This window comes from Lewinella sp. LCG006 (assembly GCF_040784935.1).
Lineage (GTDB): Bacteria > Bacteroidota > Bacteroidia > Chitinophagales > Saprospiraceae > Lewinella.
In genome coordinates this window covers 610,998-637,962 of the sequence record NZ_CP160680.1, presented here as the reverse complement: position 1 = coordinate 637,962, position 26,965 = coordinate 610,998, and the positions used below count along the sequence as shown (strand labels likewise).

The 26,965-nt window shown below is 47.7% G+C and carries 27 protein-coding genes; 18 read left to right on the top strand and 9 right to left on the bottom strand.

Features of this window, described 5'->3' with window-relative positions; genetic code table 11:
- Positions 1 to 161: 161 nt before the first annotated feature.
- Positions 162 to 686 carry a hypothetical protein gene (locus tag AB0L18_RS02240; RefSeq protein WP_367390962.1) on the bottom strand — a complete coding sequence of 175 codons (525 nt, stop codon included), beginning with the start codon at positions 684 to 686 and terminating at the stop codon, positions 162 to 164.
- Between the two features lie 8 nt (positions 687 to 694).
- On the bottom strand, positions 695 to 2,524 hold the full coding sequence (gene lnt, locus AB0L18_RS02235) for an apolipoprotein N-acyltransferase (RefSeq protein WP_367390961.1): 1,830 nt from the start codon (positions 2,522 to 2,524) through the stop codon (positions 695 to 697).
- A gap of 289 nt (positions 2,525 to 2,813) precedes the next feature.
- Between lnt and AB0L18_RS02230 the strand changes: the two genes are divergently transcribed.
- The 3 genes from AB0L18_RS02230 (at position 2,814) to AB0L18_RS02220 (ending at position 5,130) form a co-directional block, all read left to right on the top strand.
- Positions 2,814 to 3,272 carry a heme-binding domain-containing protein gene (locus AB0L18_RS02230; RefSeq protein ID WP_367390960.1) on the top strand — a complete coding sequence of 153 codons (459 nt, stop codon included), beginning with the start codon at positions 2,814 to 2,816 and terminating at the stop codon, positions 3,270 to 3,272.
- Positions 3,273 to 3,311: 39 nt separating this feature from the next.
- Complete coding sequence (locus AB0L18_RS02225) at positions 3,312 to 4,412, top strand: AAA family ATPase (RefSeq protein WP_367390959.1); 1,101 nt, start codon at positions 3,312 to 3,314, stop codon at positions 4,410 to 4,412.
- A gap of 160 nt (positions 4,413 to 4,572) precedes the next feature.
- The gene (locus tag AB0L18_RS02220) at positions 4,573 to 5,130 is read left to right on the top strand and encodes an RNA polymerase sigma-70 factor (protein ID WP_367390958.1); all 558 of its coding nucleotides are present in this window, start codon (positions 4,573 to 4,575) and stop codon (positions 5,128 to 5,130) included.
- A gap of 77 nt (positions 5,131 to 5,207) precedes the next feature.
- Here the strand turns inward: AB0L18_RS02220 and AB0L18_RS02215 are convergent, their stop codons facing one another.
- On the bottom strand, positions 5,208 to 5,462 hold the full coding sequence (locus AB0L18_RS02215) for a hypothetical protein (RefSeq protein WP_367390957.1): 255 nt from the start codon (positions 5,460 to 5,462) through the stop codon (positions 5,208 to 5,210).
- A 197-nt stretch (positions 5,463 to 5,659) separates the two neighbouring features.
- On the opposite strand from AB0L18_RS02215, the gene AB0L18_RS02210 reads away from it, so the two are divergent.
- Positions 5,660 to 6,502 carry an SDR family oxidoreductase gene (locus tag AB0L18_RS02210; protein WP_367390956.1) on the top strand — a complete coding sequence of 281 codons (843 nt, stop codon included), beginning with the start codon at positions 5,660 to 5,662 and terminating at the stop codon, positions 6,500 to 6,502.
- Positions 6,503 to 6,582: 80 nt separating this feature from the next.
- Here the strand turns inward: AB0L18_RS02210 and AB0L18_RS02205 are convergent, their stop codons facing one another.
- Positions 6,583 to 7,764 (bottom strand): MFS transporter, encoded by a 1,182-nt coding sequence (locus AB0L18_RS02205; protein ID WP_367390955.1) that lies wholly within the window; start codon positions 7,762 to 7,764, stop codon positions 6,583 to 6,585.
- 202 nt (positions 7,765 to 7,966) lie between these two features.
- Positions 7,967 to 8,809, bottom strand: coding sequence for a DUF2911 domain-containing protein (locus AB0L18_RS02200; RefSeq protein ID WP_367390954.1), 843 nt, complete (start codon positions 8,807 to 8,809; stop codon positions 7,967 to 7,969).
- A 171-nt stretch (positions 8,810 to 8,980) separates the two neighbouring features.
- Here AB0L18_RS02200 and AB0L18_RS02195 point away from each other — a divergent pair, with 171 nt between their 5' ends.
- From AB0L18_RS02195 to AB0L18_RS02165, 7 genes are all read left to right on the top strand, one after another.
- Positions 8,981 to 9,343 carry a methylglyoxal synthase gene (locus AB0L18_RS02195; RefSeq protein ID WP_367390953.1) on the top strand — a complete coding sequence of 121 codons (363 nt, stop codon included), beginning with the start codon at positions 8,981 to 8,983 and terminating at the stop codon, positions 9,341 to 9,343.
- A gap of 9 nt (positions 9,344 to 9,352) precedes the next feature.
- Positions 9,353 to 9,856 carry a DUF6702 family protein gene (locus tag AB0L18_RS02190; RefSeq protein WP_367390952.1) on the top strand — a complete coding sequence of 168 codons (504 nt, stop codon included), beginning with the start codon at positions 9,353 to 9,355 and terminating at the stop codon, positions 9,854 to 9,856.
- A 10-nt stretch (positions 9,857 to 9,866) separates the two neighbouring features.
- A complete protein-coding gene (yidD, locus tag AB0L18_RS02185) occupies positions 9,867 to 10,127 on the top strand; it encodes a membrane protein insertion efficiency factor YidD (protein ID WP_367390951.1) in 261 nt (86 codons plus the stop codon).
- 198 nt (positions 10,128 to 10,325) lie between these two features.
- Positions 10,326 to 11,495 carry a cytochrome-c peroxidase gene (locus tag AB0L18_RS02180; protein ID WP_367390950.1) on the top strand — a complete coding sequence of 390 codons (1,170 nt, stop codon included), beginning with the start codon at positions 10,326 to 10,328 and terminating at the stop codon, positions 11,493 to 11,495.
- Between the two features lie 161 nt (positions 11,496 to 11,656).
- Complete coding sequence (locus tag AB0L18_RS02175) at positions 11,657 to 12,274, top strand: GNAT family N-acetyltransferase (protein ID WP_367390949.1); 618 nt, start codon at positions 11,657 to 11,659, stop codon at positions 12,272 to 12,274.
- A gap of 40 nt (positions 12,275 to 12,314) precedes the next feature.
- Positions 12,315 to 14,513 (top strand): penicillin acylase family protein, encoded by a 2,199-nt coding sequence (locus tag AB0L18_RS02170; RefSeq protein WP_367390948.1) that lies wholly within the window; start codon positions 12,315 to 12,317, stop codon positions 14,511 to 14,513.
- A 24-nt stretch (positions 14,514 to 14,537) separates the two neighbouring features.
- Positions 14,538 to 14,921 carry a zf-TFIIB domain-containing protein gene (locus AB0L18_RS02165; RefSeq protein ID WP_367390947.1) on the top strand — a complete coding sequence of 128 codons (384 nt, stop codon included), beginning with the start codon at positions 14,538 to 14,540 and terminating at the stop codon, positions 14,919 to 14,921.
- A 4-nt stretch (positions 14,922 to 14,925) separates the two neighbouring features.
- Here the strand turns inward: AB0L18_RS02165 and AB0L18_RS02160 are convergent, their stop codons facing one another.
- Positions 14,926 to 15,717, bottom strand: coding sequence for an SDR family oxidoreductase (locus tag AB0L18_RS02160; protein WP_367390946.1), 792 nt, complete (start codon positions 15,715 to 15,717; stop codon positions 14,926 to 14,928).
- 226 nt (positions 15,718 to 15,943) lie between these two features.
- On the opposite strand from AB0L18_RS02160, the gene AB0L18_RS02155 reads away from it, so the two are divergent.
- From AB0L18_RS02155 to AB0L18_RS02140, 4 genes are all read left to right on the top strand, one after another.
- A complete protein-coding gene (locus AB0L18_RS02155) occupies positions 15,944 to 16,444 on the top strand; it encodes a histidine phosphatase family protein (RefSeq protein ID WP_367390945.1) in 501 nt (166 codons plus the stop codon).
- Positions 16,445 to 16,459: 15 nt separating this feature from the next.
- The gene (locus AB0L18_RS02150; protein ID WP_367390944.1) at positions 16,460 to 16,798 is read left to right on the top strand and encodes a DUF4296 domain-containing protein; all 339 of its coding nucleotides are present in this window, start codon (positions 16,460 to 16,462) and stop codon (positions 16,796 to 16,798) included.
- Positions 16,799 to 16,892: 94 nt separating this feature from the next.
- Positions 16,893 to 17,576, top strand: coding sequence for a response regulator transcription factor (locus AB0L18_RS02145; protein ID WP_367390943.1), 684 nt, complete (start codon positions 16,893 to 16,895; stop codon positions 17,574 to 17,576).
- Position 17,577: 1 nt separating this feature from the next.
- Positions 17,578 to 18,627, top strand: coding sequence for a sensor histidine kinase (locus tag AB0L18_RS02140; RefSeq protein ID WP_367390942.1), 1,050 nt, complete (start codon positions 17,578 to 17,580; stop codon positions 18,625 to 18,627).
- A gap of 10 nt (positions 18,628 to 18,637) precedes the next feature.
- On the opposite strand, the gene AB0L18_RS02135 is transcribed toward AB0L18_RS02140, so the two are convergent.
- From AB0L18_RS02135 to queE, 3 genes are all read right to left on the bottom strand, one after another.
- On the bottom strand, positions 18,638 to 19,585 hold the full coding sequence (locus tag AB0L18_RS02135; protein ID WP_367390941.1) for a magnesium transporter CorA family protein: 948 nt from the start codon (positions 19,583 to 19,585) through the stop codon (positions 18,638 to 18,640).
- A 169-nt stretch (positions 19,586 to 19,754) separates the two neighbouring features.
- Entirely contained in the window at positions 19,755 to 20,432 is a 678-nt protein-coding gene (locus AB0L18_RS02130) for a hypothetical protein (RefSeq protein WP_367390940.1), read from the bottom strand.
- Positions 20,433 to 20,585: 153 nt separating this feature from the next.
- Positions 20,586 to 21,215, bottom strand: coding sequence for a 7-carboxy-7-deazaguanine synthase (gene queE, locus AB0L18_RS02125; protein ID WP_367390939.1), 630 nt, complete (start codon positions 21,213 to 21,215; stop codon positions 20,586 to 20,588).
- A gap of 67 nt (positions 21,216 to 21,282) precedes the next feature.
- On the opposite strand from queE, the gene AB0L18_RS02120 reads away from it, so the two are divergent.
- From AB0L18_RS02120 to AB0L18_RS02110, 3 genes are all read left to right on the top strand, one after another.
- Positions 21,283 to 22,383 carry an alanine racemase gene (locus AB0L18_RS02120; RefSeq protein ID WP_367390938.1) on the top strand — a complete coding sequence of 367 codons (1,101 nt, stop codon included), beginning with the start codon at positions 21,283 to 21,285 and terminating at the stop codon, positions 22,381 to 22,383.
- A 137-nt stretch (positions 22,384 to 22,520) separates the two neighbouring features.
- Positions 22,521 to 24,557, top strand: coding sequence for a BatA domain-containing protein (locus AB0L18_RS02115; RefSeq protein ID WP_367390937.1), 2,037 nt, complete (start codon positions 22,521 to 22,523; stop codon positions 24,555 to 24,557).
- A gap of 14 nt (positions 24,558 to 24,571) precedes the next feature.
- On the top strand, positions 24,572 to 26,875 hold the full coding sequence (locus AB0L18_RS02110) for a hypothetical protein (RefSeq protein WP_367390936.1): 2,304 nt from the start codon (positions 24,572 to 24,574) through the stop codon (positions 26,873 to 26,875).
- The last annotated feature ends 90 nt before the right edge of the window (positions 26,876 to 26,965 follow it).

Genomic DNA, 26,965 nt, shown 5'->3' with positions numbered 1-26,965 from the left:
TTTAATGATTTTTTTTTGGGCAGCTGCCTTCGCCTAACGGCTAGCCACCGCGCTATCCACTCTCACTTCCCTCCGGTCAGTACCGCTTCTATCGCTGCCGCTCCTTCTAGACGTAGCACTGTTAAGTCTCTAAGTGACCAACAACCAACAACCATCAACACCTACAATCTCGAACTCATAATAAATCGCCGATCCTTGTTTTCTGACGTCAGATAGCGGTAGGGGCGTTCTTCAGGAGGTAATAGTAAACAACAATCCCAACAATCATCAAGGGTATGCAGGCCCTTGCCCAGGGAGGCATCATAAAGCAAACGATCAACAGGATTTTCAATGGGGTAAGGAAAAAACGCCTGTTTATCTTCCTCCCAGCGGTAATAGCGCTCCATCAAACGGAGGGGGCTATCTCCAAGGTTGATAAAATGCTGCCCGGGGCCGAAGGTGGTTTTAAACGCATTATTACCATTTTTCTGGGTCAACTGATTGGTAAGGCGGCTGCTACGGTAAACTTGCGCCTCCCCTGGTGCGAGCTCCAAATCTTCCCCATTCAGGGTGTATCGAACTGCTGTGGTAGAGCCGTTGTAGACCATCACCCGGGTGGTTTTGTACCCGGTGACTTGTAAGATGTTGGGCAAGAAAAAATAACCGATCAGACCAACTAATACGACCCCAATTATCCAGTTTTTCATGCTAAAGATTATTTTTTTTCGGGTAGTCTACTTTTTACAAACGTATTCAAAATCAGCAGCAAAGCCAAAAATAAAGCCGTTCGTGCGATCAGGTCGCGCCACTTTACGTAGAAAGTCACTTCATCGTTGAGCTGCATCTGCCCTCGGATAGCGATGGGCTCATCGTAGTGGGTGGCTTGCGAAATATCCCCCCGCTGGTTGATGAAGGCACTGATGCCCGTATTGGCAGACCTACCAATACTTCTCCGCGTTTCAATAGCCCGCAGACTGGCAAAATAAAGATGTTGACGATGCCCAGCGGTGTTGTCCCACCAGCCGTCGTTGGTCATGATGAAAGCGGCTTGGGCTTTCCCTTCCTTGATGTATCCTGCAAAGTAGCCACCAAAGACAGATTCGTAGCAAATCACGGGTGCTACCTTGGCCACCTCACTGGTAAAAGCCGAACGCTGCGCTTGAATGCCCAGGCCAGCAGTGGTTCCGCCAAGATTATCGACCAGTGGCTCCAGAAAGAAAAGTAGCCGCTTGAACGGGAATTTTTCGGGGCCGGGCACCAGTTTGGATTTGCGATAAGTTTGTGTTTTTTGTTCTGCATTCATGGGAATCTGTGCCGCCAGATTCATCATCTCGTATTCAATAACCTGCCCACCACGATTGCGCGAGCGCGTAGCTTCCGTCCGGGGTTCATCGGGCAGAAAGTCGTGGTAGGCGTTAAGGCCGGTGATCAGTTTCAGCTCCGGATAAGCACTAAAGGCCTCCAATAAGCGCCGGGTGCTCCGGTTGCTGGTTACGTCGTTTTCTTCCACAAATCCGTAGCTGGTTTCCGGGAACACCAGATAGTCTACCTGCTCGTCCAGCAGCGGTTTGCTCAACGCAATAAACCGGGTGATCTGCTCTGCCTCTTCTATGCGCTCAAATTTTTCGTAGTGCGGCTCAAAATTAGGTTGTACCAATACTACGTCAATGGTTTTATCGCTTTGTTCGGTAAAGTTGGTGTACATCACCACCGAAACGATCATCGGAAGGCTGATGACCGCCACCACTTTCCACCACTGTTGCCATTTAGGTAAGGATGGTATATTTTTTTGCTGGGTATTAACCAGTATATTCAGCAACATGATATTGACTACCCAGATCCAGAGGCTACCGCCAAAAACACCGGTGAATTCGTACCATTGTATCAAACTGGGATACTCCGCCCAGCCATTGCCCAGCGTCAGCCAAGGCCAAGTCAGCTCCCAACTCAGATGTACATACTCAAAAGTAAGCCAGTAGGCGATCAGTGAGCCATAACCCATTTTGGGAATGTAGCGTTGGGTCCACAAAAAAAGCATAAAAGGAATGCACATCAACAGGCTGTTGGCAAAATTGGCGAAAAGCCCTGCGGCGAAACTGGTATTCATCACCCAGTAAGTCGCAATGATATTCCAAAGCATGAAAGTGTGCAGCAGATAGGGGAGGAGCTCCCGTTTTTTAGCCCCTTCTTTTTGTTTCCAATCTTCTATCAACAGTAATAGTGGGACCCAAGCCACCATCAATAAGAAGGGCAAGGGAACAATGTCTGGAAACCCAATGCCCAGCAATACACCGCTGAGGGTAGACAAGATCAAAGGACGACTCGGCAGGGTAGTGTTTTTACCGAGCTTTCTCCATTGCCAAAGACCAACCAAGCCCAGCCAACCAGCGAGCAAAAAACCAAGTGGCCGATAAGCCCAAAGGAGTTCTGCTTGCCCCAGCCGATACATGTCATATCCAATAATGGCTGCAATAGCAAGGAAAATCAAGGCTGCCAGCAAGAGTCGGCGAGCATGAACAGCAGCGAAATTGGGGAACACAGGCATATCGTTTGGCTTTTGGCAGTCGCAAAATTAATGGAATCTTACTATTATTTGCATTCCGCTCATTACTTAGAAAGAAGTAATTCCATTATAAATTGCTACATTTTTATACCTTTGGTAACTGTCTTCGGCCAAATCTGAGGGCAAGCCTTACTATAATTATCCCGACACAAAGTGGTTTGGCTTAGCCGCTCCCTGCCGGTCATGCTGGTACAGTAGGCGGGCTTCGGGGTGAGCATAGCCTCAACCACTTTAAGATCGTTATACCTTTATCTATTCTGAAACAGTGCTTATGAAATCCAAATACAAAACAATTCTCCTGGTTTTGGTAGGCTTACTTTTAGCTGCTCAGTTAATTCCTATTGATCGTTCCGTTCCAGCAGTTGATTCCAGTGCTGATTTCCTGACGGCGGTAAATGCACCGCCAGCTATTGCTACACTCGTACAAAATGCTTGTTATGATTGCCACTCCTACCAGTCGGAATACCCTTGGTACGCTAAGGTAGCACCCGTTTCTTTTTTAATACAAAGCCATATCAATGGTGGCCGCCAGCATCTCAATTTTTCGGAATGGACTTCCTATCCTGCTGAAAAAGCAGCACATAAGCTGGAAGAATGTTTTGAAGAAGTGCAAGAGCGCCACATGCCTATGAAGTCATTTACCTGGTTGCACCCCGAAGCCAAACTTTCGGATGAACAGGTGAGCGGTTTGGCGCAGTGGTTCCAGCAGTTGTACCGTAGTACCAATTAATCATTAAGGGATTCATTTCTTTATTCAGTCCTACTTATTATGCTTGATCGAATTTACGTGGCTGCTACCAGCCAACACGTTGGAAAGACGACCTCCACGTTAGGTATTGTGGCGGCTATTCGTAGCCAGGAACTTAACGTAGGCTACTGCAAACCACTTGGGCAGGAATTTGTAGACTTGGGAGATTTGAAAGTGGATAAAGACGCTTTGTTGTTTTCAAAAACAATGAACTTCGATCTATCAGCTGAGCTCCACAGTCCGGTCATTCTTGGTCGTGGTGTTACGACCTCCTTTCTTCAACATCCCGAGAAATATAATTTTCCAGAACAAGTACTCCATGCTTCTCGAGAATTGCAAAAAATGCATGATGTGGTGGTGTACGAAGGTACGGGCCATCCCGGAGTAGGCAGCGTGATTGATTTGTCGAATGCCGATGTTGCCAAAATGCTGAATGCCTCCGTGATCATGGTCGTTGAAGGTGGTATAGGAAATACGATTGATAAGCTCAATGCCAATCTGGCCCTTTTTAGGGAGAAAGATGTTCCTATTGCCGGCGTGATTGTAAATAAAGTCATTCCTGATAAAATCGATAAAATTAGAGACCTCGTTGGGGGAAAGCTTGATCGCTGGGGAATCCCCTTGCTAGGTGTTTTACCGTATGATAAAACACTGGCCAATCCGATCATGGAAGGCGTTCGTTTAGCCATCGATGGTGTGGTCATCATGAATGGGCATAACCTTGATAACAAGGTCGAAAACATTGCTTCTGGCTCCTTGATTGAGAAAAAAGAATTTGACGACTTACAGAATCTTTTGTTGATTGTGAGCCATCGTCGGCTGGAAAGTGCGATTGAAGCCCTCAAGGAAATAGACCGTAAGCATCCGGATCAGGAGCTGAAATTAGCGGGGATTATTGTCAATGGCGAAAATGATTTTATCAGTGAATTACAGCGAGAAGTGCCTTGCCAGGATTATATCATGATGCACGAAATCCCACTGATTGCTACCCAACTTGATACGTATGGATCGGCCATTAAGATCAATCGAATGGAAGTGAAAATCAATACCCGAACCCCCTGGAAGGCAAGGCGGGCAGTGGAGTTGATTCGTAGTCATGTAGACTTGAGTAGCTTGTTTTAAACCAAAGCTAATCCTTTAAGCAGATACGTTGATCAGAGAGATCAGGCAATAGGTCGAAGGAGTTGTTATCTTTGCCAAGCATTGTGGACTTTTGCATTTTGATTTAAATACAAAGGAATTATTTCTTAACCAATAATTTATCAGGGCAGGACACATGCTTATGGAAAATACCCGACATCAAAACTGGCTGGGCCAATTACGTACGGGCGATCGCTCGGCGATGCGGGCTATCTTTGATCAGCAGTACCAACCAGTGTGTCAGGCTATTTTTCGTTTTGTTCAGGATCCAGGATTGTCGGAAGATTTAGCACAAGAGGTTTTTGTGCGCTTTTGGGAAAAACGCGAAAGCATTCAAGTCGATTCCAACCTTCCTGCGTATTTGCGCCGTATGGCGGTCAATGAAGCACTCGCCTATCTACGTAAGAAAACCCGCTACCAGGCCGATGAACTCCCCATTCACCTCCCCGGCCAACAAGCTGCCGCTGCGGATGAGCAGTTGGCGACCGAAGAGCTTTCCCAACGCATCACCATTGCTATCAATGCATTGCCTCCCCGCTGCCGAGCCGTTTTCCAGCTCAGTCGCTTTGAAGAAAAAACCTATCAGGAAATTGCCGACACGCTAGATATTTCTATCAAGACGGTAGAAAATCAGATGGGCAAAGCCCTCCGCATTTTGCGGGAAAAATTGGGAGATTATTTGACGGCCTTGTTGTTTTGAGAGATTTAGGAGTGATAATTTCACCCTTTCAGGGTTTGGATGCTGGCGTTAAAATAGATCTCCGCCGACCTCTTGGGTCAAAAACGACAAGCGTTGCCTTCTATCACCACTTTCCCATCCGCACTCACTAGCCGATCCAGTCTGAACTCAAGGCCATTTTCGAGCACCATAAATTCCTCCTTATTACGGGTGTAGAGATTGGTAATTCTGGTGGCGATAAGCACTTCCTCGCCTCGATCATTGCGATAAACGATCGGGATCACTTTTTTGAGCGTCGCCATCGCCTCTAGCTCGTCGTAGTAGGAACAATTGATGGGTTGATAATCGGTCATAAGTAGGTAAGTATAATATCTTTGTTAAAACCAAATAACCAAAAGAATAGTTGATAGACTAACCAACCATCTTCAAAGTCGGAAGTCGGAAGTCGGAAGTCGGAAGTTTTGGTCACCCAACTTTTACACTTTTACACCCTTACACCTACCCAACCCTGTGAAAGTCGGAATAAATCAACAACCATCAACCATCAACCATGAAAAAGGCAATCGCCTTACTAGGAGCCGGCTGGCTCGGAGAGCCGCTTGCGCAGCGTTTACTTCAACGCGGTTATACCGTGAAAGTGGCGACGACCAATGCGGAAAAGGCCATTCGTTTCCGAAAGCTCGGCTGGAATCCTTATCTCTTAGAGCTTCATCCTGACCAGATCAGTGGTGATATAGAAGGCTTTTTTGCTGCTGATCAACTTGTTTTGACGGTCCCTCCCGGCGGCCGCCGCGAGCCAGACGTTGTGAATACTTATCCTGCGAAAATTGAGCAAGCTTTGCAAGCTGCACGAGCAGGGGGTGTTCAGCACGTCTTGTTCACCAGTAGTACGGGAATCTATGGCGAACAGCAAGGGGTGGTCACCGAAGATAATCCAATAAATGCTGATACGGCCTCAGGCCAGGCACTCGTGAAGGTTGAAGATTTATTGAGGGAAAAATATTCCGAACAAGCTACCATTCTACGCCTGGCGGGCTTGGTAGGAGGGAGTCGCCAGCCAGGCCGCTGGTTTGCTGGTAAGGAAGCGGTACCGGGAGGGGAGCAATGGGTCAACCTGGTCCATCGAGAGGATGTACTTGCCGTTATGGAGCGCGTCATCACTAACGCACATTGGGGGTATACCCTTAATGTCTGTGCCGATGAGCATCCCACAAAAGCCGATTTTTACCCTCTGGCCAGTAAAACCATTGGGTTGGTCGCACCAACTTTCGTGACCGATCAAGAACAACCACAGGGGAAGCTTATCGATAATAGCCGTGGTAAAGCAGTGCTGGCATTTACTTATCGTCACCCTGATCCATTGAATTTTCCGTTGGAGGAGCGGGCTGAATGAGCGTTCATCGTATGATCGTGTTGGTACGATTAGCTCCCAACACCACGCACTGAACCACCCCGCACCTAGTGCCTTTGGCACTAGTTTTCAGGATAAATCCTCACCTTCCGTTGCCGTCGGACAGCAAAAATATTCAAGATCAGCATGGTTAAAAACAACAAGAGGACAAAGGCCATTCCGAACCGCAAGCCTTGCCAATCGCTCAGAAATCCAATCACCGGTGGGCCTACCAAAAAACCGGCATACCCTATACTGGTCACCATACTGATACCTACTCCCGGTGACAAACCAGGTATGTTACCGGCTGTACTGTAGGCAATCGGTACAATCGCTGCTAGCCCGATACCCACCAGGAAGAAGCCTAGAATACCCGTCCAGACAACAGGCCATACCAATGCCAAACTGAGGCCTGCAATCGCAACCACAGCGCTCCCTTGCACCAGGCGGCTATCGCCCAAGCGTTGGCGTGCACCATCACCAAGCAACCGGCCAATCATCATGGCTGTAGAAAAAGCCACCAGCCCCAGCGGCGACCAATCGCGGTCTGCCAAGCTTACTTTTTCCATGTAAATTGCCGTCCAATCCGCCATGGCTCCTTCACCGAGCATACAACAGAATGCAATGAGGCCAAGTGACAATAGAGCTGGGTGTAAAAAAACATTTTTGCTTACGTGGTCTTGTGGTTCCTCACTGGGGTTTCGAAGATCAGGAATCAGGAAATGTCTGACGCGCAAGGCAACCACCAAGCTGATGGCCATGACGATCAGCAGGTGAGTAAAGTAGGAAACATTGAGGTAGACAAATAAAGCACCACAGCCGGCGCCCAGCATCATACCCGCACTGAAAATGGCATGAAAAGAAGACATCACTGGTTTATGAAGCCGTTGCTCTACCAGCACGGCCTGCGCATTCATGGCTACATCCAGCGAGCCGCTCGACGCCCCAATTGCAAAAAGGATTAACCACAGGGTGTACACATTAGGTGTAATGGGGATCAATGGAACCAAAAGACAAAAAATAAACAGCATGACCACAGTGATTCGATGGCTCCCAGCCTTTACAATGACGCTACCCGTCAATGGCATCGCCACTAGCGCACCAATACTCCCGGCAAGCAGCACTAGCCCCAGCTGGCCATGATCCAACTGGTAGATTTCTTGTAAGCGAGGTAGCCGGGCTACCCAGTTGGCGTATAGGAATCCATTTACGGCGAAAATTAAGGATACGGCAACACGACTTTTTTGTACATCACTCCAGGACATGATCTGATATTTTTTGCAATATTACGCCCAACGCCTCCCAAACAACAACCCTTAAATTGGCTGATACTAATGCTAATTTGATAGGCATGAAAAAGAAATCCCGGATTACCTTAAGCAGGCAATCCGGGATATTAAAATAAGAAGATAAATCGGTGGATTTTTCGAAAATCCAGCCGCGCTACCCTCTACCAATTACTTGGATTTACTTGTTCGTCCACTCAGCAATTGACTTTTCGTTCATGCGAACGTAGTCGTCATTGCCTGCTTCTTTGGCCAGTGTCATAGAACGCTTAGCAGCAGCGATAGCTTCTTGCTTACGACCCAAGTCGGCAAGAATAAGCGCTTCGCGACGCACCATCCAGAAACCAGGCTTATCACCAGCAGTTGCTTTTTGAATGTATTCCAGGGCCATAGCATTGTCGGTGCCACTGTCGTGTAGGTAGCTAGCAGCAGCGTAGTAGTCGTTGGTTGAAGGGCCAGCCATGGTACGCTTAATATCCGCCATCACCAGTTCGTGTACTTCTACTGCTACAGGAACACTTACCATGGTATTTTCCCACATGAAATCGATGGTTGCACTCTTGCTCGTCACATTGTTTACACCAATGGTGAAAGATTCTACAGGCATCGCTGTTTTAGTAGGAGCAGCCATGAATTTAGCAGCAGGCTCTTTTTCTGTATAGCTGTTCCAGCTGCTGCCTTCGTAGGGGTACATCATGAAGGTCCACTCCTTATCTGTAGGAATGGTGAGCACAGCGTAAGCACCAGCTTTCAAATCAACACCTCCAACTTTAGCGTCTTGGCCTAGGGTGATTTTAGTAGCACCATTGGCACCCGTACGCCAGATTTTGCCGAAAGGCACCAAACCATCAGCAGCAAAGATAGTACGGCCTTTCATAGCTGGGCGTGAATAGTCAACCATGATTTCTGTTAACCCAACATCTTGGGTAATTTTCGCACCTGGGCTAGCAGCTGGCGTAGAAATCTGAGCAAAAGAGCTCACGGTAAGTACAAGGGCAAAAACGCTTAATAATAGTTTTTTCATTCTAATTCGTTTTAATTGGAATTGGATAATTCTACCTTTGGACAATCCAAAGACCTAATTGTTCGCGAAATTAAGTAAATCCTGCTTCTTTCGTGTAGTTACATGAATTTATAAGGTGTTAATATGCATAAAGTAAGCTTTAAAGGGTTGAAAATGAAAAATTTAGCATAAATGACCATTGCAATCATTGCCCACGACGGGAAAAAAGCCGAGATGGTAGGTTTTATCAAGGATCATATTGATTTGCTCCAACAGCGCAAAATCAACCTTATCGCCACAGGCACCACGGGCTCGCATTTGGAGCGCGCAGGCCTGGAGGTAGAACGAATGGAAAGTGGCCCTTACGGTGGCGATGCTCAAATTGCCAGCCGCTTGGTAGAAAAACTGGTAGATATGGTTATCTTTTTTCGTGATCCCCTGGGTAAACATCCACACGAGGTAGACGTTAATATGTTGATGCGTTTGTGCGATGTCCACAATATTCCTCTAGCGACCAATATTGCTGCTGCTACCTTGTTTATGAAGAACTTATAAATGATACTTATGCGGTTACTTTTGATTTTCTCACTTTTCTTCCTCGAAGTGCCGCTGGCAGACCTGCACGAGTTTCATGTCAGTAGAGCCAGGATTGAGTACGCTGGAGATGCAAAAGAGTGGCAAATCAGCCTCCATATTTTTATTGATGACCTGGAAGCTGCCCTGGCCGAAAAAGGAACCAAAGATTTGTTCTTGGGTACTGCTCGGGAGCAAGCCACTGCCGATGAATACCTTCAGGCTTATCTACAGCGCTATTTCAAATTGTACAACGGCGATCAGCAACTCCAATGGGAGTGGTTGGGTAAAGAGACCAGTGATGACCTGACGGCCTTCTGGATTTACCTCTATGTCCCCAACGCTCGTCCGGATCAGCCACTCAAGGTGCACAACAAAATTCTGTTGGACATGTACCGCGATCAGCAAAATATGGTTCAGGTGAAAGGTGCAAAAGGGAACCTGAAAAACTACCTTTTTTATCAGGATTACTGGGAAGAAGAAGTGCTACCCTAAAATAGATGTTATGCGCTGGCTATTCATTTTACCTATTCGGTTTTACCAATACGCAATCTCTCCATTGCTCGGGCCGCGCTGTCGTTTCCAACCTACTTGTTCGCACTATGCCGTGGAGGCTATTGAGGAATGGGGCGTGCTAAAAGGAAGCTGGTTGGCCCTTAAACGGATTGGCAAATGTCACCCTTGGGGCCCCTGGGGTTATGATCCTGTCCCCAAAAAATCGGGAGCAGAAAAAGAAGAAGTGTTAAAAAACGAAGACAAGGCCTGACAATTGTGTGACAAAACGTTAAACTAGCGTGAAAACGAATGAAGAAGTTCTTATTTTTAAGACTTCATGGTATCTTTTCAAAATATTTTAAGCTTTCTCTGCCGACAGACCCAACCCTTTTTACTTTGGGGAAAGTCTAAACGAATAGTGATTGCGCCTAAATTTCTCTAAACCTCAATCCTCAAATCCTCAGGTGTTATGAAAAAATTTATTTACCTACCGCTTTTCGCTGTCCTGGCCATCGGCTTGAGCAGCTGTATTTCCGATGACGTTGAAGTGCGGGAAGAATTCTATTACCCCGAAGAACTGGCGATATTACAGCAAACGCTCAACTTACCCGAAAAACCATTGGATTACAATGTCGTTTTACCTCAGCACCTTTCACGGAGCGGTCTTTTTGCGCGTAACATCGACAAAGACATGGCAACACTTGGGCGGGTGCTTTTCTACGACAAAGCACTCTCTTCTACGGGTGAAGTATCTTGCGCAAGCTGTCACAAACAAGAATTAGCCTTTTCTGATAACAAGGTAGCCAGCGAAGGTGTAGATGGCCAGACGGAACGCAATAGCCTTGCTCTCGGTTCGGTGGCCAGCTTTGCAGCCTATTACGGTGTTGATCTCTTCGGTACTTTCGGCGTGCCCTTCATGTGGGACAACCGTTTCGGTACGGCGCGTGAGCAAGCACACGCTGCGTTTACCAGCGAAGTAGAAATGGGTTTGACGATTGATGAATTGGTGAGCACCGTAGAAAACCTCGAGTACTACGAGCCGCTTTTCCGCCGTGCATTTGAAAACACACAGGTGACCGAAGAGCGCATCATGTCTGCAGTAGCAGAATTTGTCGATGGTCTGGGAACTTTTGATTCCAAGTTCGACCGTGCTGCTGAAAAATCTACCAATGGTCTAGACATGAACGTCAACTTCTCTGACTTTACTGCAGCAGAAAACCGTGGCAAAGAAATTTACCTCACAAGTTGTGCTGGTTGCCATAGTTCCGTATTTGGTCGCCCGGTAATGAATGCGGCGAACAACGGTCTGGATATGCAATACGAAGATGAGGGCATTGGTGGATTCACCCAGCTCACTTCTGATCAGTACACCTTCAAAATTCCAACCTTGCGCAATGTTGCTCAGTCTGCACCTTACATGCACGATGGCCGTTTTGCGACCCTGGAAGACGTAGTTGATTTCTACAGCGACAACATCGCAGATCATCCCAAACTCCATGAGCTGTTGCGTGATGAGAGTGGTCAGCCTAAGCGCCTCAATCTGAGCGATTCAGATAAAGCGGCCTTAGTAGCCTTCCTGGAAACCCTCACCGATGTTGATTATCTACAGGAAGTCCGTTACAGCGACCCATTCCGGTAAACACGTTGCATTGCATGGTCTTAATGTTGAATAGCACATTGCAACACACATTGATATAAAGCAAAAAAACATCCCGTATTTGGCACTTCGCCGAGTACGGGATGTTTTTTGCTACACAAACAAGTATTTTCAAAATCGGAAAGGAGTTTGCGGTGTAAAAGTTGAATAAGTATAATAGTCAGGTGTACCATCTGATTGAACAGCCTACCTTTACACCCTTACACCTTTCCAACGATCAACGATCGACCATCAACCATCCAATCACCACCCCCCGTTTACAACTACGCGCTTTGAGCATGACCGATGCGCCCGCGATTTTTAGGTTGCATACCGATGTGGATGTGCAGCGTTATCTTTCGCGAGAAAGGATGGGATCTCCATTGGAAAGCCGTGAATTTATCATGAAAATTACCGAGGGTGTGGAACAAGGCCGCTGGCTGTATTGGGGAATTGTGCTTCAAACGGCTCCTGAGGTATTGATTGGTACCGTTTGTTTATGGCAATTTACCGAGCATGGACAGAGGGCAGAGCTTGGTTACGATTTACTGCCGTCCTACCAACAGCAGGGTATAATGACCGAAGCAGTGCGGGGCGTTTTGGCGTTAGCGCAAGCACATCCCCGGCTTGCAGAAATACACGCTATGGTACGATCTGAAAATCTTGCTTCCGTGAATTTGTTGAAAAAATTGAACTTTTCTTACCTACGCAATCTCCAGGAAGAGGAGAAGTTTACCAAAGAGCAGGGGATGGAGATTAGAATTTACTGCAAAACGCTTTAGAAATTGTATTTTGGCGAGCTATAAGCCAACTACTACACTTATGCGTTATTGTTTTCTACTTCTAATTTTTGGTGGCCAACTATTGGGCCAACAGTTCTCTGTTGCTGAAATAGCTCGTTGGGAAAACCGTGCAGCTCAAACAGAAATCATTCGTGATGAATGGGGTATCCCTCATATTTATGCTCCTACAGATGCCAATGCGGTCTTCGGAATGCTCTACGCACAGTGCGAAGACGATTTTTCCAGAGTAGAACGCAATTACTTGGAAGCGACCGGACAGATGGCCTTGGCTTTCGGAGAGGAATACCTTTATCATGACCTTCGTGCTCGGATGTGGATGGACTCTACCAGTGCAAAAAGCTATTACGCCGCTGCTCCGGATTGGTTGCAAGCGCTATGTGATGCCTTTGCTGATGGGGTCAATTACTATTTGCACACCCACCCACAGGAACAACCACTCTGGCTTAAGAAATTTGAGCCTTGGATGCCCTTTACTTTTACGGAAGGAAGTATCGGGCCAGATATCACCAGGGTCTCTTTGAATGATATTGCTGCTTTTTACGGTGAGGAAGACTTGGGTTTACAAGAAACAGGATATCCTACATCAGCCGCTGATTTGGCACCTACCACCGGGTCCAATGGTTTTGCGGTTGGGAAAGATCTTGTTAGCGAGGGGAAAGCCCTTTTGCTGATCAATCCACACGTCACCTTCCACTATCGTTCGGAACAACACGTAAACAGTGAGGAAGGACTTAGTGCTTACGGAGCAGTAACTTGGGGGCAGTTTTTTGTTTACCAAGGCTTTAATGCTTACTGCGGATGGATGCACACTTCGAGTTGGGCCGACGCTATCGATCAGTACCTGGAAGTTGTAAGACAAGGTGAGGATGGGAAATATTATTACCAATACGGAGAGGAAGAGCGGTTGGTTGAACAACAAGAAGTAAGTGTTCCTTACCGTAACGGATCGACCATCAAATCGCGCTCCTTCACGATCTATCGTACCCATCACGGCCCCATTGTGGGCAAGAAAGATGGAAAATGGATCGCCTACCGGATGATGGACCGTCCGCTTGACGCGCTTACCCAGGATTTTCTACGAACAAAAACCAAGGGGTATGCCAGCTTTAAAAAGAACATGAAGATCGGCACCAACTCTTCCAACAATACCGTTTTTGCTGATTATAAAGGCAACATTGCCTACTGGCATGGGAATTACCTGCCAAAACGCAACCCTGAATACGATTATAGCGGTTATGTAGATGGGAGCGACCCGGAGCAAGATTGGCAGGGGCTCCATTCGCCCGGGAAAATGATCCGTTTGCGCAACCCCAAAACTGGTTGGCTTCAAAACTGTAATGCTACGCCCTATACGGTTGCAGCAGCCGAGAGCCCTGACCCGGAAAAATACCCTGCATACGCAGCGCCAGACAAGGATAACTTCCGAAGTATCCACGCCAATAACCTTCTAGCCAGTTTTGATAACTATACTTTGGATACCTTGATCAAGGTTGCCAATGACCCTCACCTTGCGGCTTTTGACCGCTTGATTCCGCTGTTGGAAAAAGCCTATCAGAATGCAGGCAGTGACCAGAATCGACAACTCTTGTCGGCCTATAATACACTCACTACCTGGGATCGCAGTTACGGTGTAGCTTCGATTGGCACCACACTGGCGGTGCTGTGGGCCGAAAAAGTACTGAATTTTGCCTTCCAGCAAACACCGGAGGAATTCAAGGAAAACAACCTTTTTGATGCCTGGATCGCAGATTATGTGTCGGATGAGCAAATGGTCAACGCTCTCAAAGAGAGTATGGAGGAATTGGAGCGTGATTTTGGTAGCTGGCAAATACCCTGGGGCTTAATCAACCGTTACCAACGATTGAGCAATGACATTAGCCCTGTTTTTGACGACCAGCGTCCTAGCCTCCCATTAGGATATGTTTCCGCGCGGTGGGGATCAATAGCTGCGGTAGAATCACGTACTTATGAAGAGAGCAAACGTCGTTATGGCCTTCACGGCAATAGCTTTGTAGCGGTAGTTTCCTTTGGGAAAAGATTGCGGGCGCAAGCGATTGTTACTGGTGGGCAATCAGGACGTATTGGGTCTCCACATTTTAATGATCAGTCCAAGATTTTCTGTAAACAAGAATTTCGGGATGTTTATTTCTACCGTCCAGAAGTAGAAGCAAAGGCTGCTGAAACATATCATCCTGGTGAAAAACGACCTGCCTTTTAGCGTATACTACTAAACCCGCTAGTTATGAATTGTCCGCGTTGTAAAGTAAGCATGCAACTGGAGTCCATCAAGGAAAAAGACTACCAGTTAGAGATCGACCGTTGCCCGCAGTGTGATGGTATTTGGTTGGACTATGAGGAAATGAAAAAGCTCGAATCCATCGTAGAACCGGTCGCTTGGGAAATACGTCAAATTCCACCACAGATTGATCAGCTTATTGGTTTATATTGCCCACGTTGCCCAGAAGCTCCCCTGTTGATCAAAGCCGACCATCCGCGCGATCATCACGTGATCATAGATTATTGTGAGCAATGCAATGGAACCTGGCTAGACCCCGGAGAACTTACGGCCATCCAGCAGGAGCATTTTCTGATCTCGATTTACCACTTTATTCGGGATTTGGCCTAAAAGCCTAAGTAACGTTCACCCTTCTAATGATCCAACGCAAAAGACGGGGAAAGAATCGTTGAATGTAAATGGTCAGCAGCTCCTTACCGCCGATGAGGGCTTCCCCTTTTTCGGCAGCAATGGCCTTCAGTGCTTTGTGGGCAAATTGAGCAGGCGAAAGACCATTGGCCGTAGATTCAGCCTTTACCCGGTTGGGGCTGCCATCGCCAGTGAGTGCGTTGATGGTCACGTTGGTATCAACATAGCCGGGACAAATAATCGTAATACCTATCCCTTCGTCTACAACTTCGGCCCTGAGGCATTCAAAATAGCCGTGAAGAGCGTGCTTAGAGGCCGCGTAGGCCGAGCGCAGAGGCGTACCGATCTTTCCCATGACGCTGCTAATGATCACAATCTGTCCAAAATGTTGGTGCAGCATGGTGGGTAGTACCGCTTTTGTTACCGCTACTGTTCCCATAAAGTTGACGTTCATGACTTTTTGGTCGACACTGATGTCGGTGTCCTTCACCAGAGAGCGTTGGGAGATACCTGCATTATTAACGAGGATGTTCAAATAACCAAAACGTTCAATGATCTCAGCAGCTACGCCCGGAATGCGGTCAAAATCAGCAACATCAAGCGGAGCAACCATTACTTTGTCTGGATCAGCACAAGCATTACGCACTTTATCCAGTGCTTCCTGGTTACGGGCTGAAATAGCAACAAAGGCTCCCTCTTGGGAAAAAGCGTAAGCAAGTGCTTCGCCGATTCCTGAAGAGGCTCCCGTTATCCAGACAACTTTTTCTTTAAATTTCATAATCATTACTAAGCTTTAGTTCCGCAGGCGTTTGAAGAAGAACGTAAGATTTTTTATCCCCTTCTTTCCTTTCATGGACCAAATGTAAGGAAGTTGTTTCAGAAGGTACATCTCCATAACCGCCAACTCAAGCCAATGGTTGCCTGTTTTTACTAAATTAAGGAACTGCACGAAAATAACGTGATGTTTGGGAATACTTCCACTATTTTTACAAAAAAATACGCTGATGAAAAAGTTGACGCTCATCCGCCACGCCAAATCAAGCTGGTCAGATTTGAGACTACGCGACCATGATCGACCGCTTAATGACCGGGGCGAGCGCGATGCACCTTTTATGGCTAAAATGATGGCTAGTACAGGATGGGCTCCTGATGTACTGATAAGTAGTACGGCCAACCGTGCCTTTACGACAGCGAGTTGCTTCGCTGAAGCCTTGGGGCGGGATCCCCTTACAATTATTAAAGAAGAACGTATCTACGAGGCGGGCAGCCCAATGATCCTTTATCTGATTAGCCAGCTAGACGAAGCGTGGGAGCATGTAGCTTTCTTTGGGCATAACCCCACTTTTACAACAGTCGCAAATCTTTTTTATAAAAATGATTACCTCGACAACCTGCCGACTTGCGGAATCGTTGAAATAGAGGATCCTCAAGCCACCTCTTGGGATGCTTTTGCACCTCCATCTGCAGTAGTCACCAATATTCATTATCCCAAACAGTATTTCTAGAACAGTATAGACCTAATGATCAATCGCCTTGTTTTATCTGCTTTCACCCTCCTCTTACTTTCGTTTTCCTGCCACAAGGAAGAAGAAGCTCCTCCGCCTATTCCCCCCGATCAGCTTATGGAGATTATCGCAGAAGCTCTTATCCTGGAACCTGCAGGGAGAGAAATGCCTTACATCACGCAAGATAGCATCTACAAAAGGTATTACACCTTGATTTTGAGAGAGAGAGGCCACACCATGGAGGATTTTATCAGCAGTATGCAGTGGTTGCAAAAAGACCCCAAACGACTGGAAGAGACCTACAATAAGGTCCTGGAACACATTGAGGTTATCGAAACCGAGGCGAATAATTAATACTCTAATTACTTGTTTAATAATAATTTAACATAGCAACCGACCCTTTAGCGGGGCAAAGCTTTACTTTTGCCACTGAATCAGCAAAGACCCAATGGAAACGGCAAAGATTTTAGTGGTTGACGATGAGCCAGATATCCTCGAATTCTTACAGTATAATCTGGAGAAAGAAGGATTTTCTGTCGTGACAGCTTCGGATGGTGAAGCAGGTATCCAAATGGCAGAACGGGAAAATCCCGATCTGATCATCCTCGACATAATGATGCCCAAAATGGATGGGGTAGAAGTGTGTAGAGTACTGCGGTCGCGGCCGCAATTTGCACAAACTGTAATTGCTTTCCTTACGGCAAGAGAGGAAGACTTCTCCCAGATTGCAGCACTCGAAACAGGTGGCGATGATTATATCACCAAACCTATTCGTCCGCGCGTATTCCTGAGTCGTATCCGCGCACTGTTGCGGAGGTCGGAGCGCAACGACAAGGAAGTCATTGAGAATATTATCCAAATTGGTGATTTAGCCATTGATCGCGATAGAATCTTAGTTCAGCGTGGAGAAGAATTAATAGAATTGGCTAAAAAGGAATTTGAACTTCTCAACTTGCTGGTCTCCAAGCCAGGTAAGGTATTTTCTCGGGAAGAAATTTTTAATAAGGTCTGGGGAACGGATGTCATTGTAGGCAACCGTACCATTGATGTACACATTCGCAAGCTTCGGGAAAAAATTGGAGACAATTACATCAAGACGATAAAAGGAATCGGTTACAAGTTCGAATTTTAATATGCTCAAAAACTCAACGCCTCAGCAAATTGCGCTTTTTGTTGCCTTCATTATTACAACTGGGGGTAGTATTTGCTTTGCGCTTACGCTTTTCGCTGTAGGCGCTTTTGATCTACAGCTTATTTGGTTGGTATTTCCATTTACCCTCTTCGGCATTTCTTACGCGGTTACCATCTATTTTCTCAAGAATTATATCTATCGGAAAATCAAGTTGATCTATAAAACGATACATCGGCAAAAGGTATCACAGTCGGAGAAAAGCCATACGGTCGATGTCCAAACGAATATCCTTGAAGACGTTGAAAAGGAGGTCAGCGATTGGGCAGAGCAGCAAGAAGCGGAAATTGCCAAGTACAAATCATGGGCGGAATACCGGCGTAAGTTCATCGGCGATATTTCCCACGAGCTGAAAACACCCATCTTTAATATTCAAGGTTATCTCCACACGCTTTTAGATGGGGGAATGGAAGACGAAAATATCAACCTGAAATTCCTGCAAAAGGCCGCAAAAAATGTAGAACGCCTCTATACGATCGTTGAAGACCTGAGTGCCATCTCTCGCCTCGAAACCGGTGAGCTGATCCTGGAAATGCAGGTCTTTGATATTCGGGAATTAACCCAGGAAGTTTTAGAAGAGTTGGAATTTAAAGCCCGTGAGAGCAACTTGGTACTGGAACTTAAAAGTGGCGCAGATCAAAATTTCCGCGTCCGTGCCGACCGGGAAAGTATCCGTCAGGTACTCGTCAATCTAGTAGACAACTCCATCAAATACGGCAAGACAGGCGGAAGCACCAAGTTGGGCTTTTACGATATGGATAAGTACATCCTGGTGGAAGTTGCGGACAATGGTATCGGTATCCCCAAAGAGCACCTCCCTCACGTTTTCGATCGCTTCTACCGCGTCGATAAGAGCCGCTCGCGCCTGCGGGGAGGTTCCGGCCTGGGGCTCGCTATCGTCAAGCACATCATGGAAGCCCACAAGCAGACCATCAATGTACGGAGTACGGCGGAGTTGGGTTCTACTTTTGGCTTTACGTTGGAGAAGGCTTAAATTTTCTCCTCTAAAACAACCGCTTTCGCTGAAAATACCAGGCCACCAACAGGCTCAAAACAACCGAAGAGCCAATGATAAATAGGCTGGTATAGCTACTCTCCTGTGCCGGCAGCGGTACGTTCATACCATAAAAACTGGCAATAAGGGTGGGTACCATCAGGATGATGGTGATGAGTGTCAGGCGACGAATGGTGAGGTTCAAGTTGTTCGAAATGATGCTACCATAGGCATCCATCGTACCGTTGAGGATGTTGGTATAAACGTTGGCCATTTCCAGGGCCTGACTATTGTCGATAATGATATCCTCGAAAAGATCGGTTTTGTCTTCGTTGTTTCTGATTTGGAGAAAATCCATGCGCTTCATTTTCATCTTCAGCAATTCGTTGGCGCTGAGGGAATTCATGAAATACACCAGTGATTTTTCGATGCTCAATAATTCTACCAGTTGCTTATTCTGGCTGGAATCATAGAGCTCTTTCTCGATCATGTTGCGGCGCAGGTTGAGCTTCTTCAGACAGGTCAGGAAACGGTAGACGTTTTGTTCCATGATCTGTAAAACAAAGGCCGACTCATCGCTGGGGTTGAAGTGCTTGATCTTATTGTCGAGAAACAACTGCAAAACGGGGTTTTCAAAAGACGAAATAGTGAGCAGGTAGTCAGGAATGAGGATAATACCTACCGGGACAGTGATGTATATGGCGTCATTGTCTTCTTTCACACCGTTGAGTACGGGGGTGTTCAAAAGAATTAGTCGGACATCTTCTTCGCGCTCGTAACGCGAGCGTTCGTCAATATCCAGAGAGTCCGTCAGGAAGTCCAGTGGAAAGTCAAAATGCAAGGCGACCTCTTCCAACTCTTCGTGCGTAAACGGGGGCTCAATGTTGACCCAGCAACCTGGTTGCGGTTCATCGAGCTCACGTAAGCGACCATCTTCCTTGATTAAGTAACGGATCATAAGGGCTTTTTTCAGCAGGTGTAAATCTACGATAAAAATACCCGGCTCCCTAATTTTCCTCCTTCTCTGACATTTTTAGTAGTCAAGCTAAAGTGAAAATGTTAAGCCCCTGGTGAGGAGCGTTATTTTCGCTTTGCGATGGATTCAAAACACAAAACAGGTCAGAGAATCATTTTGCAGTTTGCAACTGCTCCGCAAAATAAGCGTAATAAGGCAAATCTGCCGGCCCTGCTGGCCCCCAGTGCGTAGGATAACCTTGTTGTATACGCCAGAAGTCGGCAATGAGGTCGGCCTGCTGTTCGGGATTGAAATCTTCCAGACGTGCTTGTTGCCTGGCCCAATTGGCTACGCGCGGTGCTCCGCCGTAGTTGTAACCTTCTTTGCTGTACTGGGCACGTAGGGCGCGAGGGATATAAACACTGCCCCAATACTGAAATTGCCACACGTGTACCATCTCGTGAATGAGTAATGCCGGCCCCATACGGCCCCAGGCATTGATAGTGTAAAAGCTGACGTAGCAAATTTTCCACTGCGGTGGCCCCAGATAAGCATGCTCATCAATCCGGACGCGATCATAATCCAGGCTTTCGCCGAAAACAGGATACAGCAACACGCGCTCCGCATCCGAAAGAGGCCTACTTCGCCACTTGATAATGTCCTGCAAGGTCTCGTACAACTCAGGAATAGCCAATACATCGAGCAGGTAGTAAAAGACCTCTACCCACCAGTTGATATCCGACCAGCAAAAGCGCAGCACGTGCCGTCCCAGCCGCTTGACCCGCAGTGGCAACCAGCGGATAGCGTGCTGAAGACGAAGGTAGGCGGTAGATAGTTTGGTGCTTAACATGAATGAAAGCTAAGGCTGTTTATAAATGTGTAGTTGAATGATTGAAGCAAAACATAACTACTTGAGACGCACTTGAAAAAACCTCTCTGCGCCCCTGCCTGCAAGGCCAGCTTGCTGGCAGGCAGGTCCGCGCGATACAAACCATTTTGTCTACTAATCGATATTTAGCACCTTATGCGTTTGCAAACTCATCCGCCACTGTGGATGAGCCAGGCAGTAGGCGACCGTTGCCTCAATGTTTTCTGCCTGCTGCGGGGAATCCATCGGCTGGAGGAAAAAATGGTTAAAAGCAAGATCTTGGTAGCGCTCGGGTTCCGCTCCTTTTTGAGGGTAGACGAGCTTAAGTTCATGCCCCTGGGTAAGCACGATATCCGCACCTGCCTTGGGGCTCACACAAATCCAGTCCAGGCCTGCTGGTGCGGGTTGGGTACCATTGGTTTCTACGGCCACCTCAAAGCCGCAGGTGTGGAAAGCTTCGATCAGGGGTTCATCGAGTTGCAATAGCGGTTCTCCACCAGTACAAACGACGTAGGGTTGCCCACCACCAGGCCAGAGGCTGGCCACCTTGGCGGCTAGCTCGGTCGCAGCATAACGCCCACCATTCATGCCATCGGTACCCCAGAAGTCGGTATCACAAAACTGGCAGATCGCTTTGTGGCGATCTTCTTCCCGACCACTCCACAGGTTGCACCCCGTAAAGCGACAAAATACCGCTGGCCGACCCGTCTGGGCACCCTCACCCTGAAGGGTATAGTATATCTCTTTGATCTTGTACAATTCCATTTTGCAAAGGTAGGGATTTATAAAATCGCGGCCTTATTTTGTGGCAAGGATAAGCAATGAAAATAAGATGAAATTACCAGGAACGGCAACAATCACAGTCCCCACACTCTTACTCGACGAGCATCGCTGCCGAGCAAACATTCGCAAGATGAGCGAGAAAGCAGCCCGTGCGGGTGTTTTTTTTCGTCCTCACTTTAAGACTCACCAATCATTGATGATCGGTCGCTGGTTGCGGGAAGAAGGAGTAAGCGGGATCACGGTTTCTTCTTTGCAAATGGCAGCTTATTTTTCCGCCGAATGGGATGATATCACGGTGGCTTTTCCCGTCAATATCTTAGAGATGGATCGTATCAACCTATTAGCCAGCAAGATTCGTTTGAACATTTTGGTAGAGGATACGCAGAGTCTGTCTTTTCTGAAAGCGCATTTGACGTCGCCAGTAGGTTATTTTATTAAAATAGATGTTGGCTATGGTCGTACCGGGCTTCTTCCTGATAACGATCGTAAGATAAATGAGCTGCTGGCTTTGGCGGCATCCCCGAATTTGCAGTTCAAGGGCTTTCTTGCGCATGCGGGACATACTTATGGCTGCCGATCGGTAGCCGCAATTTTGGCGATTCACGAACAGAGCCGCCTGACCATGATAGCATTGAAAAAGCGGTACCAATCCCTCTTTCCTGACTTGATGGTTTCTTTGGGAGATACGCCCGGCTGTAGTGTTGCCGAAGATTTTACGGGCATCGATGAAATCCGCCCCGGCAACTTTGTTTTCTATGACCTTACCCAAGCGCGTATTGGCTCCAATACCACAGATGAGATCGCAGTAGCACTGGCCTGCCCGGTAGTGGCGCTGCATCCTGAGCGCAATGAGTTGGTCGTCTACGGAGGAGGGGTACACTTTTCAAAAGACCGTATGGAGGGCGAACCCGAAGGAACGGTCTTCGGGCGAGTCGTCCGGCAAACTGCTAGCGGTTGGGGCGAAGTGATACCGGGTATGTACCTGCGCAGCTTGTCGCAGGAACACGGCGTACTTGTGGCCCCGCCGGAAGAACTGGTTCAATACCAGGTTGGCGACATAGTGATGATCTTACCCGTGCATTCCTGTATGGCAGCCAATGCCATGAAGCGTTACTTAACACTGGAAGGGGAATGGATAGCGCGTTTGTAAATGATAAAGGGGTAGGATGCATGGCCGCTTTCCTCTTACTTTTCTTACCTTTGCTAGCCTTCTGGAAACTGTGGGGATGATTGTTACGTTTAGGTTGATATTGAAGTATAGCACCAGAAGGCCCCAAAGCAAATTTTATGCAATTTATATATCCGACATTTTTATGGGCGCTACTGGCTTTAGCGATCCCAATCATCATTCACCTTTTCTATTTTCGGCGCTTTAAGCGCGTGCTTTTCACCAATGTGAAGTTTCTCAAAGAGGTGAAAGAAGAGACCAGTATGCGCTCGCGCTTGCGTAACCTGCTGGTGCTGGCCTTGCGATTATTGGCCCTCGCGTTTCTAGTATTTGCTTTTGCTCAACCTTTTATTCCTCAAAACCAGGAGGTAAAAACGGGAGCCAAATCCGTCAGCGTTTTTGTAGACAATTCCTTCAGTATGAGTGCGCTGAGCCAGGATGTGCCTTTGCTTGAAAAAGCAAAGCAACGGGCCCGCGATGTAGTAAGGGCTTTTAATGTGGAGGACCGTTTCCAGATCTTGAGCAACGACTTTGCGGGCCGCAATCAGCGACTGGTAGGGCAAGAGGAAGCACTGGCCTTGATTGATGAAATTACCATCGGCCCCGCAGTACGCAACTTGTCAACCGTGACAGCGCGTCAGCAACAAGCACTTAATCTTGGTCAAAACGACAACCAGGCCATCTATCTGATCTCTGATTTTCAAAAAAATATCACCGACCTGGAGGAATGGCAGGATAGTACGGTAGACCTGACCTTGGTACCTCTACAGACCGTCCAGGAAAGAAATGTGGGCCTGGATTCCGCCTGGTTCGAAGCCCCCGTGCCACTGCTCAATCAGAACAATCGCCTCTTGGTGCGGATCAAAAATTACAGCGACGAAGACCTGGATAATGTCCGGCTCAGCGTTCGCTACAATGGGCAGGAAAAACCGGAAGGGGTACTGAGTATTCCAGCGCGGAGCACCTTGGTAGATTCTGTGAATATCAATATCAATCAGCCGGGGTGGCAGGATGTAACCCTTAGTATTACCGATTACCCGGTGCAGTTTGATGACCAATACCACCTCAGTTTTCGCGTAGCTGAAAAGATAAAAGTGCTGGTGCTCGCCCCTGGTGCCAACAACCGTTTTCTGCGTGCCGCACTGGAAGGCTTGGGCATTTTTGCAGCCGATTTTCGTTCCAGTCAAGCGATCGACTACAGCAGCCTGAGCACCTACCAGATGATCATCATGGAAGGTCTGCCTAGCATTTCCAGTGGCTTGGCCAACGAGTTACAGGCTTACGCCCAACAAGGAGGGAACCTCCTGGTTTTTCCGGCTCGTAACGCCGAATTGGGCAGTTACCGTAGCTTTCTGACGCCTTTTCCGGCCAACGAGCTTCGCGAATTCGACGAAACACCACGCACCGTTGGTACCATCAATACCGAAGAGTTTGTCTTCAATGATGTCTTCGAGAACCGTTCGGCCAGTTTGCGCTTGCCGACTACCCAGGGAAATTTCCCGCTGACGAGCTTCGGCGGCCGCCAGGAAGAAGTGCTGATGAGTTACCGCGATGGATCCACTTACCTGGCTAAATATCGTTCCGGCTTGGGGCACCTTTACCTCTTGGCCAGCCCCATCGATGAAAGCACAAATGACCTGGTGCAGAATGCGGAAATTTTTGTGCCCATGCTCTATAAGATAGCCATCTCAGCGGGTACCGCCCGCCCACTGGCTTATACCATCGGTGTCGACGACGTGGTGGAGACCATCCATCAGGTAAATGCTGGTGGAGAACTGGTCTACAAAATGCGCGGCAGCGGCGAAGAGTTTATTCCGGAGCAAAGAATCGTAGGCACTAAAGTCTTTTTGAGTATCGACGAGCAACTTTCGGAAGCGGGTTTTTACGAACTTTTCCTCAACCCGGAAAACCCGCTGGACCATTTTGCTTTCAATTACAGCCGACAAGAATCAGCTCTCGATTATTACAATGCGGATGACCTGAGCGCCCAATTGGGGGAGCGCGTAGATCTGATTGATACGGCCGATGATAATGCGATCTCGTCGGAAATTGAGGAGCGCAGCCAGGGGATTGTCCTGTGGCGTTGGTGCCTGATTTTAGCCCTCATTTGGCTGGCGCTGGAAGTGCTGGTGTTGAGGTTCTGGAAGGTCTCCTAAGCTAGTAAAGTCCTATGCAACGCAAAGCTTATCTGTTTTTGGTGTTGATCTTTACGCTACTGCTCCTGTGGTGGCGTTTTCCCGACTTTTTTTCAGCGCAAACGAATCAACGATTCATTGAGCCTTGGGGCGATGGCTACAAAGCGTATCACGCTATTTTTTACCACATCGAACACGATTCTACGCTTTCTCATTTCCAGGGCATGAATTACCCTTACGGAGAACACATCGTTCCTGGAGCTTGTCAACCCTTGTTTTCCAACGGTATTAAAATCTTGGCCAGCCTGGGGATCAACCTCATTCCCTACGAACGTGGCCTTTTGCATAGTTTTTTAATGCTGGGGCTGCTGCTCTGTGCCGTGTTTTTGTACCTGCTCTTTGTTCGGCTCAAGTTGCCGCCCTGGTACAGTTTGCTGTTGGCTATTGGTATCACTTTTCTAGCCCCTCAGGTAGATCGGATGGTCTCGCATTACGGACTGGCGCATCCAGAGCTATTGCCGATGGTGTTTTACTTTTTACTTCGCTGGCACGAAAAACAACAATGGAAGTGGAGCCTTGGCCTGGGAGCGGTGGTCTTGGCCTACTCGCTCGTTCATTTCTATTATTTCGCCATCCTCACTTTTGCCATCGTAGGCTGGGTGGGCGTACGTTGGTTGTTGCAACGAGATTGGAAAGCAACGCCTGCTTACCTGGGGCACGGATTACTGATGTTGGGTTGGCCTTTATTGTTCTTTTATGCCTGGATGATTTATCCGGAAACGGTAACGGATCGCAACGCCGTCCCCTGGGGCTTTTTTCACTATCGTAGCAAACCCAGTGGCGTATTTACGGATATGTCGCAGCCGCATTGGCAGTTTATTGATCGGCATCTTACCCACGTCCACGTACCCGATATGGAAGCCAAAGCCTACATTGGTTTGGTGGCGATTGTGTTCTTGCTCTTCTTTATTTTTAAAGGTGTGCAACAGAAGCTGCGAACCTGGCCATTGGCTACAACGACCCCTCATGAGTATTTTCTAAAGTACCTGCTCATCAGTGGTATCATTATCTTGATCTTTGCGAGCGGTATTCCGTTTATTTTTCCTTACGGAGAAAAGCTGCTCAAATACATGGGCCCCATTCAACAGTTTAGATCGATTGGGCGCTTTGCCTGGATATTCTTCTACACGGCCAATATCTGCACCTTTTATTACCTCTACCAATGGTCACAAACGGCGCGGAAAACAAGCATTAAATGGACTTTGCTACTCTTGCCTCTGGCAATACTATTGTTGGAAAGCTACCACTACAACTGGGCCAAGCCGATTGACCTGGACGAGGTCGAAAACTGGGAAGAAGGAGAATACTTTACGGATCGCCCCATTGATTACGAGCGTTACCAGGCTTGTATCCCTATTCCTTATTTCAACATTGGGTCGGATAATTTTTGGTGGGAACCCACGGGCTGGATCAGCCAGAAGCCACATACGTTGAGCATGCAGACTGGTTTGCCCCTCACCTCGGCCATGCTGACCAGAACCTCCCTTAGCCAAACCCTGAACCAGCTCCAGTTGGTGACGGAACCTTACCGCCGACCCCGGATTTTTGATGATCTCCCCAATGATAAGCCGTTCCTGCTGTTCTGGGACAGCGTACGGGTGCAAGAGCACGGTGATCTGTTTACTCACCTGAAGGATGAAACAACACTGCTTTACGCCAATGATTGGCTGCACCTTTATGAACTGCCTCTGGCGAGCTTTCAACAGCGTTTAGAAAACAAAATCCAAGCCGTGAAAGCAGCCCTGGATACGCTGCCCATGCGCTACGATGATTGGCAAAGCAGCGACTCCCTGGCGCAGTGGTATTACGCTGACTTTGACGACCAAGCTGCCGATGGTGCCTACTTTGGAAAGGGAGAATTAGCCGCCCAAATGGGCTATTGGAACCGCTTGATGGATACCGTCTGGGTAACGAATTACACCGGCGACCTCACCATCTCCTTCTGGCAGTATCTCAACAGCGACCGCTCCGCAAGGACAACCATCACCTGGACGGAGTATGATGCCCAAACTGGTAGCGAAATTTTCAAACAAGAACGCATCAGTTGGCAAAATGTAAAAGCCATGGACGACCAGGGCTGGGGCCTGATCGAGTTCACCCTCCCCCGCCAGCAAGCCAACAGCCGCATCGAACTAATCATCACCAACAAAGACAAACCCACTGGCCCCTTGCGTGTAGACGAGCTGTTGGTCAGGCCTGGCAGTGTCAATATAGGGCGTAAATCTGCGGATGGTTGGTGGTACAATGATCGGTGGTATCCTAAATCGCTGCTAGAGTAAGTAAGGATTTAGCGGTCTTTTTTGAACCATATAAGTTCATATAAGGGCATATAAGTGCTATTTTTAGACACTTACGTGATCTTGTTCGTC

Excerpts from the sequence above, each read along its gene's own strand:
- AB0L18_RS02120 (WP_367390938.1), top strand. The coding sequence starts at position 21,283 with ATGAAATTACCAGGAACGGCAACAATCACAGTCCCCACACTCTTACTC.
- AB0L18_RS02190 (WP_367390952.1), top strand. The coding sequence starts at position 9,353 with ATGCGGTTACTTTTGATTTTCTCACTTTTCTTCCTCGAAGTGCCGCTG.
- AB0L18_RS02220 (WP_367390958.1), top strand. The coding sequence starts at position 4,573 with ATGGAAAATACCCGACATCAAAACTGGCTGGGCCAATTACGTACGGGC.
- AB0L18_RS02205 (WP_367390955.1), bottom strand. The coding sequence starts at position 7,764 with ATGTCCTGGAGTGATGTACAAAAAAGTCGTGTTGCCGTATCCTTAATT.
- AB0L18_RS02200 (WP_367390954.1), bottom strand. The coding sequence starts at position 8,809 with ATGAAAAAACTATTATTAAGCGTTTTTGCCCTTGTACTTACCGTGAGC.
- AB0L18_RS02160 (WP_367390946.1), bottom strand. The coding sequence starts at position 15,717 with ATGAAATTTAAAGAAAAAGTTGTCTGGATAACGGGAGCCTCTTCAGGA.
- AB0L18_RS02150 (WP_367390944.1), top strand. The coding sequence starts at position 16,460 with ATGATCAATCGCCTTGTTTTATCTGCTTTCACCCTCCTCTTACTTTCG.
- AB0L18_RS02170 (WP_367390948.1), top strand. The coding sequence starts at position 12,315 with ATGCGTTATTGTTTTCTACTTCTAATTTTTGGTGGCCAACTATTGGGC.
- AB0L18_RS02130 (WP_367390940.1), bottom strand. The coding sequence starts at position 20,432 with ATGTTAAGCACCAAACTATCTACCGCCTACCTTCGTCTTCAGCACGCT.
- AB0L18_RS02110 (WP_367390936.1), top strand. The coding sequence starts at position 24,572 with ATGCAACGCAAAGCTTATCTGTTTTTGGTGTTGATCTTTACGCTACTG.
- queE (WP_367390939.1), bottom strand. The coding sequence starts at position 21,215 with ATGGAATTGTACAAGATCAAAGAGATATACTATACCCTTCAGGGTGAG.
- AB0L18_RS02195 (WP_367390953.1), top strand. The coding sequence starts at position 8,981 with ATGACCATTGCAATCATTGCCCACGACGGGAAAAAAGCCGAGATGGTA.
- AB0L18_RS02210 (WP_367390956.1), top strand. The coding sequence starts at position 5,660 with ATGAAAAAGGCAATCGCCTTACTAGGAGCCGGCTGGCTCGGAGAGCCG.
- AB0L18_RS02135 (WP_367390941.1), bottom strand. The coding sequence starts at position 19,585 with ATGATCCGTTACTTAATCAAGGAAGATGGTCGCTTACGTGAGCTCGAT.
- AB0L18_RS02240 (WP_367390962.1), bottom strand. The coding sequence starts at position 686 with ATGAAAAACTGGATAATTGGGGTCGTATTAGTTGGTCTGATCGGTTAT.
- AB0L18_RS02145 (WP_367390943.1), top strand. The coding sequence starts at position 16,893 with ATGGAAACGGCAAAGATTTTAGTGGTTGACGATGAGCCAGATATCCTC.
- AB0L18_RS02225 (WP_367390959.1), top strand. The coding sequence starts at position 3,312 with ATGCTTGATCGAATTTACGTGGCTGCTACCAGCCAACACGTTGGAAAG.
- lnt (WP_367390961.1), bottom strand. The coding sequence starts at position 2,524 with ATGCCTGTGTTCCCCAATTTCGCTGCTGTTCATGCTCGCCGACTCTTG.
- AB0L18_RS02180 (WP_367390950.1), top strand. The coding sequence starts at position 10,326 with ATGAAAAAATTTATTTACCTACCGCTTTTCGCTGTCCTGGCCATCGGC.
- AB0L18_RS02165 (WP_367390947.1), top strand. The coding sequence starts at position 14,538 with ATGAATTGTCCGCGTTGTAAAGTAAGCATGCAACTGGAGTCCATCAAG.
- AB0L18_RS02140 (WP_367390942.1), top strand. The coding sequence starts at position 17,578 with ATGCTCAAAAACTCAACGCCTCAGCAAATTGCGCTTTTTGTTGCCTTC.
- AB0L18_RS02155 (WP_367390945.1), top strand. The coding sequence starts at position 15,944 with ATGAAAAAGTTGACGCTCATCCGCCACGCCAAATCAAGCTGGTCAGAT.
- yidD (WP_367390951.1), top strand. The coding sequence starts at position 9,867 with ATGCGCTGGCTATTCATTTTACCTATTCGGTTTTACCAATACGCAATC.
- AB0L18_RS02215 (WP_367390957.1), bottom strand. The coding sequence starts at position 5,462 with ATGACCGATTATCAACCCATCAATTGTTCCTACTACGACGAGCTAGAG.
- AB0L18_RS02230 (WP_367390960.1), top strand. The coding sequence starts at position 2,814 with ATGAAATCCAAATACAAAACAATTCTCCTGGTTTTGGTAGGCTTACTT.
- AB0L18_RS02115 (WP_367390937.1), top strand. The coding sequence starts at position 22,521 with ATGCAATTTATATATCCGACATTTTTATGGGCGCTACTGGCTTTAGCG.